17 protein-coding genes and 1 riboswitch are annotated in these 18821 nt (G+C 68.5%); of the genes, 5 read left to right on the top strand and 12 right to left on the bottom strand.

Annotated features, from left to right (window positions below):
* Positions 1 to 75: 75 nt before the first annotated feature.
* From AB0L71_RS00490 to AB0L71_RS00465, 6 genes are all read right to left on the bottom strand, one after another.
* Positions 76 to 1452: an aminotransferase class V-fold PLP-dependent enzyme gene (locus AB0L71_RS00490; RefSeq protein ID WP_365236258.1), complete on the bottom strand. Its 1377-nt coding sequence runs from the start codon at positions 1450 to 1452 to the stop codon at positions 76 to 78.
* A gap of 173 nt (positions 1453 to 1625) precedes the next feature.
* A riboswitch (SAM riboswitch) is annotated at positions 1626 to 1743 on the bottom strand.
* 83 nt (positions 1744 to 1826) lie between these two features.
* Positions 1827 to 2909: an anthranilate phosphoribosyltransferase gene (gene trpD / locus AB0L71_RS00485; RefSeq protein WP_365236257.1), complete on the bottom strand. Its 1083-nt coding sequence runs from the start codon at positions 2907 to 2909 to the stop codon at positions 1827 to 1829.
* 123 nt (positions 2910 to 3032) lie between these two features.
* On the bottom strand, positions 3033 to 4682 hold the full coding sequence (locus AB0L71_RS00480; RefSeq protein ID WP_365236255.1) for a ubiquinol-cytochrome c reductase cytochrome b subunit: 1650 nt from the start codon (positions 4680 to 4682) through the stop codon (positions 3033 to 3035).
* Entirely contained in the window at positions 4679 to 5731 is a 1053-nt protein-coding gene (locus AB0L71_RS00475) for a Rieske 2Fe-2S domain-containing protein (protein WP_365236253.1), read from the bottom strand. The genes AB0L71_RS00480 and AB0L71_RS00475 overlap by 4 nt, the downstream gene beginning before the upstream one ends.
* A complete protein-coding gene (locus AB0L71_RS00470) occupies positions 5728 to 6537 on the bottom strand; it encodes a c-type cytochrome (protein WP_365236251.1) in 810 nt (269 codons plus the stop codon). The genes AB0L71_RS00475 and AB0L71_RS00470 overlap by 4 nt, the downstream gene beginning before the upstream one ends.
* A 62-nt stretch (positions 6538 to 6599) precedes the next feature.
* Positions 6600 to 7220: a heme-copper oxidase subunit III gene (locus AB0L71_RS00465; RefSeq protein ID WP_365236249.1), complete on the bottom strand. Its 621-nt coding sequence runs from the start codon at positions 7218 to 7220 to the stop codon at positions 6600 to 6602.
* A 187-nt stretch (positions 7221 to 7407) separates the two neighbouring features.
* Here AB0L71_RS00465 and AB0L71_RS00460 point away from each other — a divergent pair, with 187 nt between their 5' ends.
* Positions 7408 to 7809 (top strand): hypothetical protein, encoded by a 402-nt coding sequence (locus tag AB0L71_RS00460; RefSeq protein ID WP_365236247.1) that lies wholly within the window; start codon positions 7408 to 7410, stop codon positions 7807 to 7809.
* A gap of 52 nt (positions 7810 to 7861) precedes the next feature.
* On the opposite strand, the gene AB0L71_RS00455 is transcribed toward AB0L71_RS00460, so the two are convergent.
* The 4 genes from AB0L71_RS00455 to coxB all read right to left on the bottom strand — a co-directional run bounded on the left by AB0L71_RS00455 (position 7862) and on the right by coxB (position 12327).
* Positions 7862 to 9121, bottom strand: a complete 1260-nt coding sequence (locus AB0L71_RS00455; RefSeq protein WP_365236245.1) for an Ig-like domain-containing protein — start codon at positions 9119 to 9121, stop codon at positions 7862 to 7864.
* Between the two features lie 118 nt (positions 9122 to 9239).
* On the bottom strand, positions 9240 to 9638 hold the full coding sequence (locus tag AB0L71_RS00450; RefSeq protein ID WP_365236243.1) for a cytochrome c oxidase subunit 4: 399 nt from the start codon (positions 9636 to 9638) through the stop codon (positions 9240 to 9242).
* Positions 9635 to 11371 carry a cytochrome c oxidase subunit I gene (gene ctaD / locus AB0L71_RS00445; RefSeq protein WP_365236241.1) on the bottom strand — a complete coding sequence of 579 codons (1737 nt, stop codon included), beginning with the start codon at positions 11369 to 11371 and terminating at the stop codon, positions 9635 to 9637. Before ctaD ends, AB0L71_RS00450 begins: the two co-directional genes overlap by 4 nt.
* Positions 11368 to 12327, bottom strand: coding sequence for a cytochrome c oxidase subunit II (gene coxB / locus AB0L71_RS00440; protein WP_365236239.1), 960 nt, complete (start codon positions 12325 to 12327; stop codon positions 11368 to 11370). Before coxB ends, ctaD begins: the two co-directional genes overlap by 4 nt.
* A 270-nt stretch (positions 12328 to 12597) precedes the next feature.
* Here coxB and AB0L71_RS00435 point away from each other — a divergent pair, with 270 nt between their 5' ends.
* Entirely contained in the window at positions 12598 to 13980 is a 1383-nt protein-coding gene (locus AB0L71_RS00435; protein WP_365236237.1) for an aminotransferase class V-fold PLP-dependent enzyme, read from the top strand.
* A gap of 14 nt (positions 13981 to 13994) precedes the next feature.
* Here the strand turns inward: AB0L71_RS00435 and AB0L71_RS00430 are convergent, their stop codons facing one another.
* Positions 13995 to 14969, bottom strand: coding sequence for a carbohydrate kinase family protein (locus tag AB0L71_RS00430; RefSeq protein ID WP_365236235.1), 975 nt, complete (start codon positions 14967 to 14969; stop codon positions 13995 to 13997).
* A 164-nt stretch (positions 14970 to 15133) separates the two neighbouring features.
* Between AB0L71_RS00430 and AB0L71_RS00425 the strand changes: the two genes are divergently transcribed.
* Both AB0L71_RS00425 and AB0L71_RS00420 read left to right on the top strand, forming a co-directional pair.
* Complete coding sequence (locus tag AB0L71_RS00425) at positions 15134 to 15331, top strand: hypothetical protein (RefSeq protein WP_365236233.1); 198 nt, start codon at positions 15134 to 15136, stop codon at positions 15329 to 15331.
* Between the two features lie 139 nt (positions 15332 to 15470).
* A complete protein-coding gene (locus tag AB0L71_RS00420) occupies positions 15471 to 16913 on the top strand; it encodes a hypothetical protein (RefSeq protein ID WP_365236231.1) in 1443 nt (480 codons plus the stop codon).
* Between the two features lie 80 nt (positions 16914 to 16993).
* Here AB0L71_RS00420 and AB0L71_RS00415 read toward each other — a convergent pair whose 3' ends face one another.
* Complete coding sequence (locus AB0L71_RS00415; protein WP_030933606.1) at positions 16994 to 17350, bottom strand: iron-sulfur cluster assembly accessory protein; 357 nt, start codon at positions 17348 to 17350, stop codon at positions 16994 to 16996.
* A gap of 216 nt (positions 17351 to 17566) precedes the next feature.
* On the opposite strand from AB0L71_RS00415, the gene nadA reads away from it, so the two are divergent.
* On the top strand, positions 17567 to 18763 hold the full coding sequence (nadA, locus tag AB0L71_RS00410; protein ID WP_365236229.1) for a quinolinate synthase NadA: 1197 nt from the start codon (positions 17567 to 17569) through the stop codon (positions 18761 to 18763).
* Positions 18764 to 18821: the final 58 nt, after the last annotated feature.

The following is an 18821-nucleotide window of genomic DNA, read 5'->3' as shown; positions in this document are numbered from 1 at the left end:
CTCCCTCGTCACACTTCACACGTCGGCGGGGTACGGGCTCCCCGGCCCGTACCCCGCCGACGTGTTGTCTGCCCGTCAGAGCTGCGCCGCGCCCCGGTCCGGGACACAACGGCCGCCCTCGGTGCGGTACTTCCATCGGGCGCCCTTGGTCACCAGTTCCTTGACCGCGCCCACGAACCGCTCGATGTGCTCGTCCGGCGTGCCGGCCCCGAAGCTCACCCGGATCGCGTTGAGCGAGAGCTCGCCGGGCCCGGCCTCCGGTGCACCGCACTCACCGGTCTGCTGCGGGTCGCTGCCCAGCAGGGTGCGGACCAGCGGATGGGCGCAGAACAGTCCGTCGCGGACGCCGATGCCGTACTCGGCGGAGAGCGCGGCGGCGAAGTGCGAACTGTTCCAGCCCTCCACCACGAAGGAGATGACGCCGACCCGCGGGGCGTCGTCGCCGAACAGCGAAAGCACCTTGACCTCGGGGACCTCGGCGAGACCGGCACGGACCGCGGCGACGAGGGACTGCTCCCGGGCGACCAGGTTCTCGAAGCCCGCCTCGGTCAGCGCCCTGCAGGCGGAGGCGATGGAGTACACGCCGATGACATTGGGCGAACCGGCCTCGTGGCGGGCGGCGGTGGAGTGCCACTCGACGTCCACACCGCCGTCGGCCCGGCGGGCCACCCGGCGCGAGGCGCCACCGCCCGCCAGGTACGGCTCGGCGTCCCGCAGCCAGTCCGCGCGGCCCGCGAGGACCCCCGAGCCGAACGGCGCGTACAGCTTGTGTCCGGAGAAGGCGACCCAGTCGACGTCCAGCTCGGCGATGTCCACGGGGTGGTGCGGGGCGAGCTGGGCGGCGTCCAGCACGATCCGGGCGCCGTGCGCATGCGCGGCCGCCGCCAGTTCCTGAACCGGCCACAGCTCACCGGTCACGTTGGAGGCGCCGGTGACGCAGACCAGTGCGGGGCCGTAGGGATCGCGGTCGGCCAGTGCGCGCTCCAGCGTCTCGACGGCCTGTGCCGGGGTGCGCGGGGCGTTCAGGTAGGTCACCCGGGCGTCGCGCCACGGCAGCAGGGAGGCGTGGTGCTCGGTCTCGAAGACGAAGACCTGACAGTCGGCGGGGAGGGCGGCGGCCAGCAGGTTGAGGGAGTCGGTGGTCGACCGGGTGAAGACCACCTGGTCGTCGGCGCGGCAGCCGAGGAACTCGGCGACGGTCGCACGGCTGTTCTCGAAGAGGTCCGTGGAGAGCTGCGAGAGGTACCCGGCGCCGCGGTGCACGCTGCCGTAGTACGGGGCGTATGCGGCGACGTCGTCCCAGACCCGCTGGAGGGCCGGGGCGCTGGCGGCGTAGTCCAGAGCGGCGTAGGTGACCTCACCACCCGTCACGAGCGGAACGGTGACATTCTCGCCCAGGACCGACAGAGGGGTACAAAGCGACTGGTCGGCGGCAGCAGTGAAGACAGACATGGCGAACTCCCGTAAGAGGCAAGCGAGACGCATGCGCCGGCGGATACGCGGCAGCGCAGCGGAAAGTGACAGGGGGTGCGGAGAGGGGCCGGTCAGCCCTATCGCATTCGCATGCTCACAAGAGACTCCCTAGGGACCAGGACCCCGAGGGTGGGCATTCACTGATGCCGAGGGGCCCGCGCTTGCCGCGGGCCTCGCTGCCCACGGCCTGGTCTTCACCCGGGGCACCCCGCCACGGACGGAGGGTTGCCGGACAGCGGGCCGGGGCCGTAGTCGCTGTCACTCATGACCTGCGCAGCATCCTGCCACACGTGCGGGAACGCGCAAGGCGCGGTCCAGGATCCGGACCGCGCCCCGCGTCACCTGCCGTCGGCTCAGGCGCTGCCGCCCGCTCCGGCGTTGCTGACCGTCACCCAGCGCTCCAGCGCCTGCCGGGCCGCTCCCGAGTCGATGGACTCGGCGGCCTTCGCGATCCCGGCCGCGAGCTGCTCGTTCAACGTGCCGTCCGTCGGGTCCAGGGCGACCAGCGCCGCCGCGGAGTTCAGCAGCACGGCCTCCCGTACCGGTCCGCTCTCGCCGGCCAGCACCCGGCGGGCCACATCCGCGTTGTACGAGGCGTCGGCGCCGCGCAGCGCCTGGGTCGGTACCAGCTCCAGGCCGATGTCGCGCGGGTCGAACGCCTCCTCGCGCACCGCCCCGTCCCGGACCACCCAGACGCGTGAGGTCGCGGTCGTGGTCAGTTCGTCCAGGCCGTCGTCACCGCGGAAGACCAGGGCCGAGTTGCCGCGCTCGGCGAGGACGCCCGCGACGATGGGCGCCATCCGCAGGTCGGCCACGCCGATGGCCTGGGAACGCACCTTGGCCGGGTTGGTGAGCGGTCCGAGGATGTTGAACGTGGTCTGGGCGCCGAGTTCCTTGCGGGCCTTGGCCGCGTACCGCAGAGCGGGGTGGAACTTCACCGCGAAGCAGAAGGTGATGCCCGCCTCCTCGGCGACCTCGACGACCCGCTGCGCGGTGAGCTCCAGATTGACGCCGAGCTTCTCCAGCACGTCGGAGGAACCGCTCGCCGAGGAGGAGGCGCGGTTGCCGTGCTTGACGACCTTGGCGCCGGTGCCCGCGACGACGATCGCCGACATCGTGGAGATGTTGACCGTCTTGGCGAGGTCACCGCCGGTGCCGACGATGTCGACCGTGCGACCGGGTACCTGGATGGTGTGGGCGTGCTCGTACATCGCGCGCACCAGGCCGGACACCTCGTCGACGGTCTCGCCCTTGGCGCGCAGGGCCACCGCGAAACCGGCGATCTGCACATCGGTCGCCTCACCGCTCATGATGCGGTCCATGGCCCACGCGGTGTCGTCCGCGCTCAGGTCCTCGCCGCGCAGCAACGGGTTCAGCACGCCGGGCCAGGAACGGTCCGCCACGCTGTCGCCGCCGATCGGGGTCACAACGTTCATGGTCCGCTCCTGGGTCCACAGCCGGAAAAAGGGGTCTCTCCCACCCTATCGAGCGCCGCGGACAGCGAAGAGCCCCGTCCATCGGATGGACGGGGCTCCTGCTGTGGCGATCAGTTCAGGCGATCAGTGGTGACCGTGGCCGCTGGTGATCTCCTTGTACTCCTCGACGGTGGGCTTGGCGATCTGGTTGTCCTCGCCGAAGTAGCCCTTGCTGAGCCGGGCGCGCAGCTTCTGCAGTGCGGACACCTTGCGCTCGACACCGTTCTCGTCGACCGTCGGGCCGATCTCGACCGGCTTGTACTGCTCGTGCGCGGTGAGCGTGTGCATCTGCTCGGGGCTGAGCGGCTCGTGGATCTCGACGAACTCACCGTGCGGCAGGCGCTTGATGAGGCCGGACTCGCGCCCGTGCAGCACCTTCTCCTTGTCGCGGCGCTGGAGGCCGAGGCAGATCCGCCTGGTGGCGATGAACGCGAGGACCGGTCCGACGAAGATGAAGATCCGGACGAACCACGAGATGGCGTTCAGCGACAGGTGGAAGTGCGTGGCCCACAGGTCGTTGCCACCGCCGATGAAGACGATGACGTACTCGGTGATCCAGGCGACGCCGAAGGCCGTCCGGGTCGGAGCGTTGCGCGGGCGGTCCAGGATGTGGTGCTCGCGCTTGTCCCCGGTGATCCAGGACTCGACGAACGGGTAGACCGCGATGATCGCGAGTACCAGTCCGAAGGCCATCAGCGGGATGAACACACCCAGGACGAGCGTGTGACCCCAGAGGTTGATCTCCCAGCCCGGCATCACTCGGATCAGACCCTCGGCGAAGCCCATGTACCAGTCGGGCTGGGCGCCGGTGGACACCTGGTCCGGGCGGTACGGGCCGATGGCCCAGATCGGGTTGATCGAGGCGATCGCCGCGATGACGGCGATGATGCCGAAGACCAGGAAGAAGAAGCCACCGGCCTTCGCCATGTACACCGGCAGCAGCGGCATGCCGACCACGTTCTTGTTGGTGCGGCCGGGACCCGCGAACTGCGTGTGCTTGTGGTAGAAGACCAGGATCAGGTGCGCCACCAGCAGGCCGAGCATGATGCCCGGCAGCAGCAGGATGTGGATCGAGTAGAACCGGGCGACGAAGTCGTGACCGGGGAACTCCCCGCCGAACAGGAACATCGAGATGTAGGTGCCGACGATCGGCATCGACAGGATCGCGCCCTGGGTGAAGCGGACACCCGTGCCGGACAGCAGGTCGTCCGGGAGCGAGTAGCCGGTGAAGCCGGTGAACATACCCAGCACGAACAGCAGGAAGCCGAACAGCCAGTTGACCTCACGCGGCTTGCGGAACGCACCCGTGAAGAAGACGCGCATCATGTGCACGAACATGCCGGCCAGGAAGATCAGCGCGGCCCAGTGGTGGATCTGCCGGACCAGCAGACCACCACGGACGTCGAAGCTGATGTCCAGCGTCGAGGCGTAGGCCTCGGACATCCGGATGCCCTGCATCGGCTCGTACGAGCCGTGGTACACGACCTCGTTCATGCTCGGGTGGAAGAACAGCGTCAGATACACACCCGTGAGGATGATGATGATGAAGCTGTAGAGGGCGACCTCGCCCAGCATGAAGGACCAGTGGTCCGGGAAGATCTTGCGCATGTTGGCCTTGGCCAGGGAGTAGATCCCCAGCCGGCCGTCTGCCCAGTCGGCAACCCGCTCGCCCGCGGGTGCCTTGCGATTGCCCGGTGCGGCGGCACCGGACGGGTTCGTGGTCGCAGTACTCATCCGCGCTCCCAGAATGCAGGACCGACGGGCTCTTCGAAGTCACCGAGCGCCTCGAGGTTGCCCTCGCTGTTCACACCGATCCGCAGCTGCGGAAGAGCGTGACCGGCCGGCCCGAAGATGACGCGGGCGCCGTCGGAGAGGTCGAAGGTGGACTGGTGGCACGGGCACAGCACATGGTGCGTCTGCTGCTCGTACAGGCTGATCGGGCAGCCGACGTGGGTGCAGATCTTGGAGAAGGCCACGATTCCCTCGTGGGCCCACTCGCGCTCGCGCTTGTCCTTGATGTCCTTCGGCTCAATGCGGACGATCATCAGCGCGGCCTTGGCGATCTGGTTCTGGAAGTCCTCGGCGTGCTCCGACAGACCCTCGGGCATGGCGAAGGTCAGCGAACCGACGGCGACGTCCTCGGGACGCAGCGGCTGCATCGTGTTCATGTTGATGAGCTGCTTGCCCTTGGCCCACAGGGTGTTGCGGAGCTTCTTCTCCGGCAGCGGTCCGAGATCGCGCAGCAGCATGACGCCGGAGAGCGGCACCAGGGCCAGCGCACCGAACATGGTGTTGCGGATCAGCTTGCGCCGCCCGATCGCGGACTCCCGGGCACCGTCCGCGAAGTCGGCGAGAACCTTCGCCTTGACCTCGGACGTGGCCTCGATGGCGTGCCGGTCGTCGGCGACCTCCACGTCGGACATCAGGGTGCGCGCCCAGTGGACGGCCCCGGCGCCGATCGCGAAGAGAGCCACGCCCAGGGTCAGACCCAGGGAGAAGTTGAGCGCGCTCACATGGCCGAAGGGCCAGATGTACACGATCTTGTCGACCGGGAAGATGACGTACGAGGCGATGAAGCCGATCGTCGCCAGCATGGACAGCGTGAACATGAACGCGACGGCGCGCTCGGAGCGCTTCGCGGCCCGCTCGTCGATGTCCTGGATGCGCGGCTGGTGGGCCGGCAGCCCCGGGTCGGCGAACGGGTCCTCAGCGACCTCTACCGCGCCGTGCGCGGGTTCCTGCTCAGCGGGCAGGTTCTCGTCTGGAATCTCTTGGCTACTCATGACTTCTTGGCCTTAGCGGTGTGGGCCGCGACCCAAATGGCAACTGCGATCAGTGCGCCGAGCCCGAAGATCCAGGCGAACAAGCCCTCGCTGACCGGGCCCAGGCCGCCCAGGCTGAGACCGCCCGGGTTCGCCGTCTCGGAGCTGTTCACGGTCTTGATGTACGCGATGATGTCCCGCTTCTGCTGCTCGGGCATCGTCGTGTCCGGGAAGGACGGCATGCTCTGCGGGCCGGTCTGCATGGCCTCGTAGATGTGCTTCGCGCTCACGCCTTCGAGGCTGGGCGCGTACTTGCCGTCCGACAGTGCACCACCCTGACCGGTGAAGTTGTGGCACTGTGCGCAGTTGGTACGGAACAGTTCGCCGCCCTTGGCGACGTCCGCGCCTTCAGGGCTGACCTGCTTCTCGGTCGGGACGGCCGGACCGGCACCGAGCGACGCGACATACGCCGCGAGCTGGTCGATCTCGGCCTGGCTGTAGATGACCTTCTTCTTCGGTACCTGGGCACCCGGCTGCTGCGCCGGCATGCGGCCGGTACCGACCTGGAAGTCCACGGCGGCGGCGCCCACGCCGACCAGGCTCGGCCCGTCGGTGGTGCCCTGACCGCCGGTTCCGTGGCAGCTGGCGCAACCGACGGAGTACAGCTTCTTACCCTCTTCGATGGCGAGGGACTGGGCGGTGTCGTCGGCCTGCGCCTTGCTCGCAGGCGCAAACGCGGCGTACAGCCCCCCAGTGGCCGCCAACGCGAGGAGTAGTACGACGACCGCCGCCAACGGATGGCGTCGTCGTGCGGAGAGCTTTTTCACGGATTACCCCGGTGTCAGGATCTTCTGCGTCGATGCTGGATGTGGTTCGGGTTCGAACCCGATTACTTGATCATGTAGATCGTGGCGAAGAGGCCGATCCACACGACATCGACGAAGTGCCAGTAATAGGACACGACGATGGCGGCGGTGGCCTGTTCGTGGGTGAACCTCTTGGCTGCGTACGTCCTGCCCAGTACGAACAGGAAGGCGATGAGACCGCCTGTCACGTGCAGCCCGTGGAAGCCGGTCGTCAGGTAGAACACCGAGCCGTACGGATCGGAGGACAGCGAGAGGCCGTCCTTCTTCACCAGCTCGGTGTACTCGAAGACCTGGCCTCCGATGAAGATCGCACCCATCACGAAAGTGATCACGAACCAGGTACGGAGCTTCTTCACGTCGCCCCGCTCCGCGGCGAAGACGCCGAGCTGGCAGGTGAGTGAGGAGAGCACCAGGATCGTGGTGTTCGTCGCCGAGAACGGGAAGTTCAGGGCCGAAGCCATTTCCTTCCAGTGGTCCGGTCCCGTCACCGATCGCAGGGTGAAGTACATCGCGAAGAGGGCCGCGAAGAACATCAGCTCGGAACTCAACCAGATGATGGTTCCGACGCTGGTGAGGTTCGGTCGATTGACCGACGGGTGCGCGTGCCCGGTTTCTACTGTCGTTGCTGTCGCCACGACCGACATTATGTCGGTCCCTTATCCCGCCCTCACTCCGGGGGGTGCCGTTCGGTGTGTCAACCCCGTGTGCCCTACCCGAACGACCCGTGAATCCGCTGTCCGGAGCAGTGCTGACACGCCATCGGGCGGAGTACGATCCGCGCATCGGTTCATGCCCACAAAGCCCCGAAGACACGGATGTCACGGAGGAACAATGCAGCCGACCGCCACGGTCCTGGTCTACAGCGACGACGCCAACACTCGTGAGCAGGTGAGGCTGGCAGCCGGGCGCAGGCCCGCGGCCGATGTGCCACCGGTGGAGTTCCTGGAGTGCGCCACCCTGCCCGCCGTCCTGGAGGCCCTGGACAACGGCGGCATCGATGTCTGCGTGCTGGACGGCGAGACGGCGCCCGCGGGCGGCATGGGCGTCTGCCGCCAGATCAAGGACGAGATCTTCGGCTGCCCTCCCGTACTGCTGCTGATCGGCCGCCCGCAGGACGCCTGGCTGGCCACCTGGAGCCGCGCGGACGCCGCGGTGACCCTGCCGGTCGAACCGGTCGGATTCGCGGACGCCCTGGCCGCCCTGCTGCGCAGCAGGGACTGCGTGTCCGCCTGAGGCCCGTCGCCGCGTTCGCGGTCCCGCCGAGGGGCAGCGCACCCCGGGCCGGTCACACCTCGGGGCGCAGTCGCGCCGCCTGAAGCGTGTCGTTGCGGTCCGGGGTGGCGTTCTTCTGCAGAGCGCTGCCCTGCTGCCACTTGCCCCAGGACAGGTTCCAGTCACCGTAGCCGTTGTCGAACGGCGTCATCGTCGCGCCCTGGCTGCCGACGACCTGGACGATGTCGCCGGTGCGCACGGTGTTGTAGAACCATTCGGCGTAGCTGGTGCTCATGCCCGTGCAGCCGTGGCTGACGTTCTCGTACCCCTGCGAACCGACGGACCAGGGGGCCGCGTGCACGTACTCGCCGCTCCAGGTGACGCGGGTGGCGTAGTGGACCATCAGGTCGTAACCGTCCTCGGAGTCCGCCGAGATGCCGATGGTCTCACCGCGCATGCGTACGGAGTATTCCTTGCTCAGCACGACCTTGACCCCGTTTCGGGTGTCGAAGCCCGGCCTTCCGGTGGTCACCGGAATGGTGTTGATCACTTTGCCGTTGCGCTTGACGGTCATCGTGTGGGTGGACGCGTCGGTGACGGCCTCGACGCGGTCGCCCGTGGTGATCCTCAGGGCCTTCGTGGAGTCTCCGTAGAGGTTCTCCGCCACCTTGATGCCCTCCAGGCCGCTGGTGACGGTGATCGTGGCCTTGGCGGGCCAGTACTCCTTGGGCCGGTAGTGCAGGGTCTTGTCGTCGACCCAGTACCAGGAACCGGTCACGGCGGGCACGGAGCGGACCTTCAGGGCACTCTCCACGACGGCCCTGGACGCCTTGTCCTTGACCGGGGCGCTGAGTTGCGCCGTGATGGGCTGTCCGACGCCGTAGGTGCCCGCCTCGGGGCCGAAGGCGACCTTCAGGCGCTTCTTGGCCTTGGCCGCGTCGGTCTCGAAGGAGAGCGTACGGCTGCCCGGGTCTCCGTTCTCGTCCTCCATGCTGACCCGGACCGTGTAGCGCGTTCCGGCGGCGAGCGCGGTGGTGGAGCGCCAGCGCTTCCCGTCGGCGTCGAGCTCGCCCGCCAGATGGCGCCCGAGCGCGTCCACGGCCGACACGTCCGTGATCCGGCCCTCGTCGTCGACGGTGACCTCGAGCGGCTTGTCGGAATCGGCCTTCTCGTCCCCGTCGGGGAGGTTGGAGGAGATCTCGTCCGCGGCATCGTAGGGCTGCGCCGCGAGCGGATGGCCGTCGGACCCTCCACAGGCGGTCACACCTGCGACCAGAGTCACGACCAGCAGAGTGCAGCTCACTACGGGGCGGAAACGCGGCGTGTGGTCCATGAACACAAGCTACGGAAATTCATCCCTTTTGGCCCGTAATGCGACTGCAAACGGGGGGCCCGTACTTCCTTTGGTGGAGAAGTACGGGCCCCCCGTCAGGTGGAGCGGTGACACTCGGTCACTGAGTGCGGTTCTCGCCGTGGTAGTACTCGAAGACCCAGCCGAACAGGCCGATCAGGACCATCGGGGCCGAGAAGTAGAGCAGCCACCAGCCGAAGATCACGCCCAGGAAGGCCAGGGCGCCACCGACGGCCAGCGAGAGCGGCTGCCAGCTGTGCGGGGAGAAGAACCCGACCTCGCCGGCCTCGTCCGCGACATCGGCTTCCTTGTTGTCCTGGGCCATGGCATCGACCCGCTGCGCGGTGAAGGCCAGGTAGAAGCCGATCATGACGCTCAGACCGAACGCCAGGAAGAGCGCGGTGGTACCGGCCGGCTCCCTCGACCACACGCCGTACGTGATGGCCATGGCGAGCATGAAGAGGCTCAGCCAGAGGAACAGCTTGCCCTGGATCCTCACTTGTCCGCCTCCTTGCCACCCGCGAGGGCCTTGTCATGCGCGGAGTGGCTCTCCAGCTGCTCGAGCGCCGCGATCTCCGGGTGGTGCAGGTCGAACGCCGGGGATTCGGAGCGGATCCGCGGCAGGGTGAGGAAGTTGTGCCGCGGCGGCGGGCAGGAGGTCGCCCACTCCAGCGAACGGCCGTAGCCCCACGGGTCGTCGACCTCGACCTTCTTGCCGTACTTGGCGGTCTTCCACACGTTGTAGAAGAACGGCAGGACCGACAGGCCGAGCAGGAACGAGGAGATCGTCGAGACCATGTTCAGCGTGGTGAAGCCGTCCGCGGCGAGGTAGTCCGCGTAACGACGCGGCATGCCCTCGGCACCCAGCCAGTGCTGCACCAGGAACGTGCCGTGGAAGCCCACGAACAGCGTCCAGAACGTGATCTTGCCGAGGCGCTCGTCCAGCATCTTGCCGGTGAACTTCGGCCACCAGAAGTGGAAGCCGGAGAACATCGCGAAGACCACGGTGCCGAAGATGACGTAGTGGAAGTGCGCGACGACGAAGTACGAGTCCGAGACGTGGAAGTCCATCGGGGGCGACGCCAGGATCACACCGGTCAGACCACCGAAGGTGAAGGTGACCAGGAAGCCGATGGCCCAGAGCATCGGTGTCTCGAAGGACAACGACCCCTTCCACATCGTGCCGATCCAGTTGAAGAACTTCACACCGGTCGGTACCGCGATGAGGAAGGTCATGAACGAGAAGAACGGAAGCAGCACACCGCCGGTGACGTACATGTGGTGCGCCCACACGGTCACCGAGAGGCCGGCGATGGCGATCGTCGCGCTGACCAGACCGATGTAGCCGAACATCGGCTTCCGGCTGAAGACCGGAATGACTTCGGAGATGATCCCGAAGAATGGTAGGGCGATGATGTACACCTCTGGATGGCCGAAGAACCAGAAGAGGTGCTGCCAGAGCAGTGCGCCACCGTTGGACGCGTCGAAGATGTGCGCACCGAACTTGCGGTCCGCCTCCAGCGCGAAGAGCGCGGCGGCCAGGACCGGGAAGGCCAGCAGGACCAGCACACCGGTCAGCAGGACGTTCCAGACGAAGATCGGCATGCGGAACATCGTCATGCCGGGAGCGCGCATGCAGATGATCGTGGTGATGAAGTTGACCGAGCCGAGGATCGTGCCGAAGCCGGAGAAGGCCAGACCCATGATCCACATGTCGGCGCCGACACCCGGCGAACGGACGGCGTCCGAGAGCGGGGAGTAGGCGAACCAGCCGAAGTCGGCCGCACCCTGCGGGGTGAGGAAGCCGGCCACCGCGATGAGCGAACCGAAGAGGTACAGCCAGTACGCGAACATGTTCAGCCGCGGGAACGCCACATCCGGCGCACCGATCTGCAGCGGCATGATCCAGTTCGCGAACCCGGCGAACAGCGGCGTCGCGAACATCAGCAGCATGATCGTGCCGTGCATCGTGAACGCCTGGTTGAACTGCTCGTTCGACATGATCTGCGTGCCCGGACGGGCCAGCTCGGCGCGCATGAAGAGCGCCATCAGACCGCCGATGCAGAAGAACGCGAACGAGGTGACCAGGTACATCGTGCCGATCGTCTTGTGGTCAGTGGTGGTCAACCACTTCACTACGACGTTTCCCGGCTGCTTGCGCCGGACCGGCAGCTCGTCCTCGTACGAGTCGTCTGCTGCCGCGGCACCCTGAGATTCGTTGAGGATGCTCACAGTTTGTTGGTCTCCGCGTTCCTGGCCGGTTCAGTCTGCTCGATACCGGCCGGCAGGTAGCCCGTCTGGCCCTTCTTCGCCAGCTCCTTGAGGTGCGCCTGGTAACGCTCCGGGGAGACAACCTTGACGTTGAAGAGCATCCGGGAGTGGTCGACGCCGCAGAGCTCGGCGCACTTGCCCATGAAGGTGCCCTCCTGGTTGGGAGTCACCTCGAAGGCGTTGGTGTGGCCCGGAATGACGTCCTGCTTCATGAGGAACGGCACCACCCAGAAGGAGTGGATGACGTCACGCGAAGTCAGAATGAAACGGACCTTCTCGCCCTTCGGCAGCCACAGGGTCGGACCCGGGTTGCCGTTCTGCGGGTTCCGGGTTCCCGGGATGCCGTAGTCGTAGACGCCTCCCGCATTCTTCGGGAAGTCCGCCCGGTACCTGTCCGGAATGGCGTCGAGCTCCTTGGGGACGGTGCCCGTGGCGGTGGAGCCTTCCACGTTCTCGATGTAGTTGAAGGCCCAGCTCCACTGGTAGCCGACCACGTTGATGGTGTGGGTGGGCTTCGGCGAGAGCGAGAGGAGCTTCGATTCATCGCGCGCGGTGAAGTAGAACAACACCGAGACGATGATCAGAGGGACCACGGTGTACAGCGCCTCGATGGGCATGTTGTACCTGGTCTGCGGAGGAACCTCGACCTTGGTGCGGCTGCGTCGGTGGAAGACGACGCTCCACAGGATCAGGCCCCACACCAGCACGCCCGTGGCGAGCGCTGCCGCCCACGAGCCCTGCCAGAGGGAGAGGATCCGTGGTGCCTCTTCCGTTACCGGCGTAGGCATTCCAAGACGGGGAAAGTCCTTGTATGTGCAACCGGTAGCGGTCGCCAGGATCAGGCCCGCAGTCAGCACCTGCGGCAGCTTCCGCCGCATCGGGCGCCGCGACGAGCGGTCGGAGCCGTTGGGACTCACGTAGCGCCTTCCCGAGAGTCTCGCCCGCGCGGTCGGCGCGGCCGTCGTTCTGGTCGGTCGCCGCCCTGACGCGGGCAGGGGTTTGGATGTTTATGCGGACCAAACCCTACTGGACGCTATTTGGGGTCGCGCGGGGAGGGTGCCCAACGCGCCGCCCGAGCCCTCGAAGGGGTGGAATACGGGCCTGCGTCCGTCATCTGACGCCCCTTCTCCTGTTCGGGCGGGCGGTCCGACCGCGGGCCCGGACCCGACGCGGGCTAGCGTGGCCGTGTGCCCTACTTCGACGCCGCGTCCTCCGCCCCCCTGCACCCCGTCGCCCGCCAGGCGCTGCTTGCCGCGCTGGACGAGGGGTGGGCCGATCCGTCCCGGCTCTACCGCGAGGGACGGCGGGCCCGGCTGCTGCTGGACGCCGCCCGGGAGACCGCCGCGGAGGCTGTCGGATGCCGTCCGGACGAGCTCACATTCACTCCTTCGGGGACTCACTCGGTGCACTCCGGAATGTTCGGAGCTCTTGCGGGGCGTCGGCGTGTCGGACGCCGTCTGGTCGTCTCCGCGGTGGAGCACTCGTCGGTCCTCCATGCGGCCGCCGCCCATGAGGCGCAGGGCGGGTCGGTACTCCGGGTCCCGGTGGACCGGTCGGGTGCGGTGACCGCGGCGGCGTACGCACAGGAGCTGGGCGGGGACACCGCACTGGCCTGTCTGCAGTCCGCCAACCACGAGGTCGGCACGGTGCAGCCGGTGGCCGAGGTCGCGGAGGCCTGCCGGGCGGCAGGGGTGCCGCTGCTGGTGGACGCCGCCCAGTCGCTGGGCTGGGGGCCCGTGCCGGAGGGCTGGTCGCTGCTGGCGGCCAGCGCGCACAAGTGGGGCGGCCCCTCGGGGGTCGGGCTGCTGGCGGTGCGCAAGGGCGTGCGGTTCGCGGCGGCGGGGCCGGCCGACGAACGCGAGTCCGGGCGGGCCGCGGGGTTCGAGAACCTTCCGGCGATCGTGGCCGCGGCGGCCTCGCTGCGGGCGGTGCGGGCCCAGGCCGCGGCGGAGTCCGTACGGCTGAGGGCCCTGGTCGACCGCATCAGGGCCCGGGTGCCGCAGCTGGTGCCCGATACGGAGGTGGTCGGTGATCCCGTGCGGCGGCTGCCGCACCTGGTGACCTTCTCCTGTCTCTATGTCGACGGAGAGACACTGCTCCACGAACTGGACCGGGCTGAATTCTCCGTTTCGTCCGGATCGTCCTGCACCAGCAGCATGTTGACGCCGAGCCATGTGCTCAAGGCCATGGGAGTGCTCTCGGAGGGGAACGTCCGGGTGTCACTGCCGACCGGCACCACGGAGGAGGACGTCGAACGCTTCCTGGAGGTGCTGCCCCGGGTGGTGACGGAGGTACGGGAGAGGCTGGGCGCGCCCGCCTCGGCACCCTCCGCCCCCGCCGCGACGGCGTCCCTGATGGTCGACGCCCTCGGGAAGCGCTGCCCGATCCCGGTGATCGAGCTCGCGAAGGTGATCGGGGAGGTACCGCCCGGCGGGACGGTGACCGTGCTCAGCGACGACGAGGCGGCGCGCCTGGACATCCCGGCCTGGTGCGCGATGCGGCAGCAGGAGTACGTGGGCGAGGAGCCGGCGGACCGCGGTTCGGCCTATGTGGTCCGCCGGCTGACCTGAGCCTCCTGCCGGGTTCAGCCCAGGTGGGCGCGGACCTCGGCGGCGGCGTCATGGCCGTACGCCTTGGTGAAGCGGTCCATGAAGTGGGTGCGGTGCAGGGTGTACTCCTGGGTGCCGACCGTCTCGATGACCAGGGTGGCGAGCATGCAGCCGACCTGGGCCGCGCGCTCCAGGCCGACACCCCAGGCGAGACCGGAGAGGAAACCGGCCCGGAAGGCGTCGCCGACACCGGTCGGGTCGGCCTTGATCTCCTCCTCCGGGCAGCCGACCTCGATCGCCTCGTGGCCGACCCGCTCGATCCGGACACCGCGGGCGCCGAGCGTGGTGACCCGGTGCCCCACCTTGGCCAGGATCTCCTCGTCGCTCCAGCCGGTCTTGGACTCGATGAGCCCCTTCTCGTACTCGTTGGAGAAGAGGTACGTGGCCCCGTCGAGAAGAATCCGGATCTCCTCGCCGTCCATCCGGGCGATCTGCTGCGAGAAGTCCGCGGCGAACGGGATTCCGCGGGTGCGGCACTCCTCGGTGTGGCGGAGCATCCCCTCGGGGTCGTCGGCACCGATAGAGACGAGGTCGAGGCCGCCGACCCGGTCGGCGACGGCCTTCAGCTCGATGAGCCGGGCCTCGCTCATCGCACCCGTGTAGAAGGAGCCGATCTGGTTGTGGTCGGCGTCCGTGGTGCAGACGAAGCGGGCGGTGTGCAGGACCTCGGAGATCCGGACCGAACCGGTGTCGACGCCGTGCCGGTCGAGCCAGGCGCGGTAGTCGTCGAAGTCGGAGCCCGCGGCACCGACCAGGATCGGCTTCGTCCCCAGCAGACCCATGCCGAAGCAGATGTTGGCGGCGACACCGCCCCGGCGCACATCGAGGTTGTCGACCAGGAAGGAGAGCGAGACCGTGTGCAGCTGATCCGCGACCAGTTGGTCGGCGAAACGGCCGGGGAAGGTCATGAGGTGATCGGTGGCAATGGAGCCGGTGACTGCGATTCGCACGGGGAGACTGCTCCTGCGGAGATCGGGGGGAACGGGGGGTGGCCTGTGTTCCCGGGGCGGCGTGACAGTTCACGCTACCCGCTTCCCGCACCCGCCCTGAAGCGGTCGAAACTACCCGATAGTAGGTCTTTCTTCCCGAGGTGTGTGATGTCTACGGTGCGGATATGTCGAATCACACCGCCGCACCTGAGTCCGAGATGAGCCTGGCCGAGCTGCGCGGAGACTGCGCGCGGATGGCTCCGCACTGGGTGGCCCCGGCGAAGTCTGCCCCCGATCGGGTGGCGCCGTCCCTGATTCACGGGATCACCGTGCCCGAATCCTCCGCCCGGCTGATCGACGCCATGTCCGAGTACGGCGACTGAGCCCGGCGCCGATCGCCTCCCGGCACTCTGAGGGAACCGTCCGCTCCCGAGCCCCGTCCCAACGGTGTCCGCACGCGCGGGACGGAAGGGGCAGGCCGGTGACGGCCTGCGACGGCGATGCAGGCGGAGGAGCGATCCGGTGAGCACTGAGGGACCCGAAAACGACGTGACCGGCCCCCGGCGGCGTTCGCCGCTCGCGGTGGCCTCGATGGCCGCGGCCGTTCTGCTGATCGGGGGTGGCGGAGCGTACTGGGCCGCCACCGCGGCGGACGGCGAGAGCGCGAGCAGCGGGGGCCGCACCCCTCCCCCGCTGGCCCTGGACGAGGGCGCGGGCGAGACGGCACCGTCCGGCGGGCCCTCGCAGGGCATCGCGCCGGGCGAACCGGACCCGTACGGCGACCGGGTGGTCTACCGCGCGTCCGGCATCCTGCCGGACGGTCCGGACCGGGCCGCCGTCCAGCGGGCGGCCGGGACCGTCACGGCGGCCGAGGTGGCACGGCTGGCGAAGGCACTGGGCGTGCAGGGCGTTCCCCGGACCGCGGGCACGTCCTGGCAGGTCGGCTCCGACGGGGACGGCTCGGGGCCGGTGCTCCGGGTGGCCAGGCAGGCCCCCGGGACCTGGACGTTCGCCCGGTACGGCTCCGGTGGCACGGACAACTGCGAGAGCGTGACGGCCTGTTCGGGCAAGCACGTGGCGCCGGGCGGTTCGGGGACACCGGTGAGCGAGAAGGCCGCGAAGGCGGCCGCGGCGCCCGTGCTGAAGGCCGTCGGCCAGGACGACGCCGCCCTCGACGCCCGCCAGCTGATGGGCTCGGTACGGGTGGTGAACGCCGATCCGGTGGTGGACGGGCTGCCGACGTACGGCTGGGCCACCGGGGTCCAGATCGGCCCCGACGGCGACGTGGTCGGCGGCAGCGGGCAGCTGAAGGGCCTGGCGAAGGGGGACGTGTACCCGGTGATCGGCGCGGCCGAGGCGCTGAAGCAGCTGAACGCCGCGCAGCCGCCGGGCGGCGGGAACATCGGCGGCTGCGCCGACCCCGTACCGGCCGGGGACGGCAGCGTGTCGCCCCTCTACCGCTGCGCCGAGCAGACCGGGGTGGAGCCTCGTACGACGACGGTGACGGTCGACAGGGCGGTCTTCGGCCTGGGGGCCCGGTACGTGGACGGGAAGCAGATGCTGGTGCCGTCCTGGATCTTCACGGTCCGGCCGGGCGCGGACGGCAGCGGCGACACCCTCACCCAGGTCGCGGTGGATCCGGCGTATCTGACGAAGGACGCCCCCGCGACGAAGTCCCCCGACAGTGGGGGGACGACGAGGACCGGTCGCACGATCCTGTCGTACAGCACCGAGGGGCGGACCCTGTCGGTGACGTTCTGGGGCGGCGTGTGCCCCGCCTACGCGGCGAGCGCGGCCGAGGACGGGCAGACGGTCCGGGTGACGCTGACCGAGTCGGCGCCGAGCGCGAAGAAGACCTGCATCACGATCGCCAAGCAACTGACCCGGACGGTGACGCTCGAGGCCCCGCTCGGTGAGCGGAAGGTGGTCGACGCGGCATCGGGCAACGCGGTGCCGCGCGCCTGACTCCCCACCCCGAGCACGACTGACGGCGGCCCCGGATTCCGGAACCGCCGTCAGTCGTACCGCTCTGCTGCCTTCAGGGCTCAGCTGAAGGAGTCGCCGCAGGCGCAGGAGCCCGTGGCGTTCGGGTTGTCGATCGTGAAGCCCTGCTTCTCGATCGTGTCGACGAAGTCGATGGAGGCGCCGCCCAGGTACGGGGCGCTCATCCGGTCGGTGACGACCTTGACGCCGTCGAAGTCCTTCACGACATCGCCGTCGAGCGAACGCTCGTCGAAGAAGAGCTGGTAGCGCAGGCCCGAGCAACCGCCGGGCTGGACGGCGACGCGCAGCGCCAGGTCGTCACGGCCCTCCTGCTCCAGCAGGCCCTTGACCTTGGCTGCGGCGGCGTCGGACAGGAGGATGCCGTCGCTCACGGTGGTGGTCTCGTCCGATACGGACATCTGCTTCTCTCCCGGGTTGTACGGAGACTGCTTGTCGACGTAGCAACCGTCGGAGCCGCGGATTCATTCCGGACCGAGCGCTTGCCTGTGTTCCCTTCATGCTCGCACACGGGCCGTCCCGGCGGATGCGTCACATCGACGCTATCGCCGTCGTCAAAGTGACATGAAGCAGATATGATAGATAGCGTCATTTAGACGAAAAGGCTCAAAGAAAGGGTGCGTGACGTGACCACGGCCCACCCCGTCCAGGATCTCGACGTCCAGCCCACACCGCTCGCGCTGCTCCTGCTCGGCCGTGAGGCCGACCCCAGGAGCGAACGCGGCGTCGAGTGCCCCGGCGACCTGCCCTCCCCGTCCGACCCGGACCTGGTGGAGCGTGCCCGCGCGGCCAAGGAGAAGCTCGGGGACAAGGTGTTCGTCCTCGGCCACCACTACCAGCGCGACGAGGTCATCCAGTTCGCGGACGTCACCGGGGACTCGTTCAAGCTCGCCCGGGACGCCGCCGCCCGCCCGCAGGCCGAGTACATCGTCTTCTGCGGCGTGCACTTCATGGCCGAGTCGGCGGACATCCTGACCTCCGACGACCAGAAGGTCGTGCTGCCGGACCTGGCGGCGGGCTGCTCCATGGCCGACATGGCCACCGCCGAGCAGGTCGCCGAGTGCTGGGACGTGCTGACCGAGGCCGGGGTCGCCGATCAGGTCGTGCCCGTCTCGTACATGAACTCCTCCGCCGACATCAAGGCCTTCACCGGTCGGCACGGCGGCACGATCTGCACCTCGTCCAATGCGAAGCGGGCCTTGGAGTGGGCCTTCGAGCAGGGCTCCAAGGTGCTCTTCCTGCCCGACCAGCACCTGGGACGGAACACCGCGGTCCGGGACATGGGGATGACGCTGGAGGACTGCGTCGTCTACAACCCGCACAAGCCGAACGGCGGCCTCACCGCCGAGGAGCTGCGCGACGCGAAGATGATCCTGTGGCGCGGCCACTGCTCGGTGCACGGGCGCTTCTCGGTGGAGTCCGTCGAGGAGGTGCGCGAGCGCATCCCGGGCGTCAACGTGCTGGTGCACCCCGAGTGCAAGCACGAGGTCGTGGCGGCGGCGGACTACGTCGGCTCGACGGAGTACATCATCAAGGCCCTGGAGGCGGCTCCGGCCGGTTCGAAGTGGGCGATCGGCACCGAGCTGAACCTGGTGCGCCGACTCGCGAACCGGTTCGCGGCCGAGGACAAGGAGATCGTCTTCCTCGACCGGACGGTCTGCTTCTGCTCGACGATGAACCGGATCGACCTGCCGCACCTGGTCTGGGCGCTGGAGTCGCTGGCCGAGGGCAACCTGGTCAACCGGATCGAGGTCGACCCGGAGACGGAGAAGTACGCGAAGCTGGCGCTGGAGCGGATGCTGGCGCTGCCGTAGCCGCGGCCCGGGGCGCGTTCGTCTCCTCGCTCACGTAGCAGCAGCGCTCAAGCAGCAA

The organism is Streptomyces sp. NPDC052052 (assembly GCF_040680455.1).
Taxonomy (GTDB): Bacteria; Actinomycetota; Actinomycetes; order Streptomycetales; family Streptomycetaceae; genus Streptomyces.
This window is presented reverse-complemented; position numbering and strand designations above follow the sequence as displayed.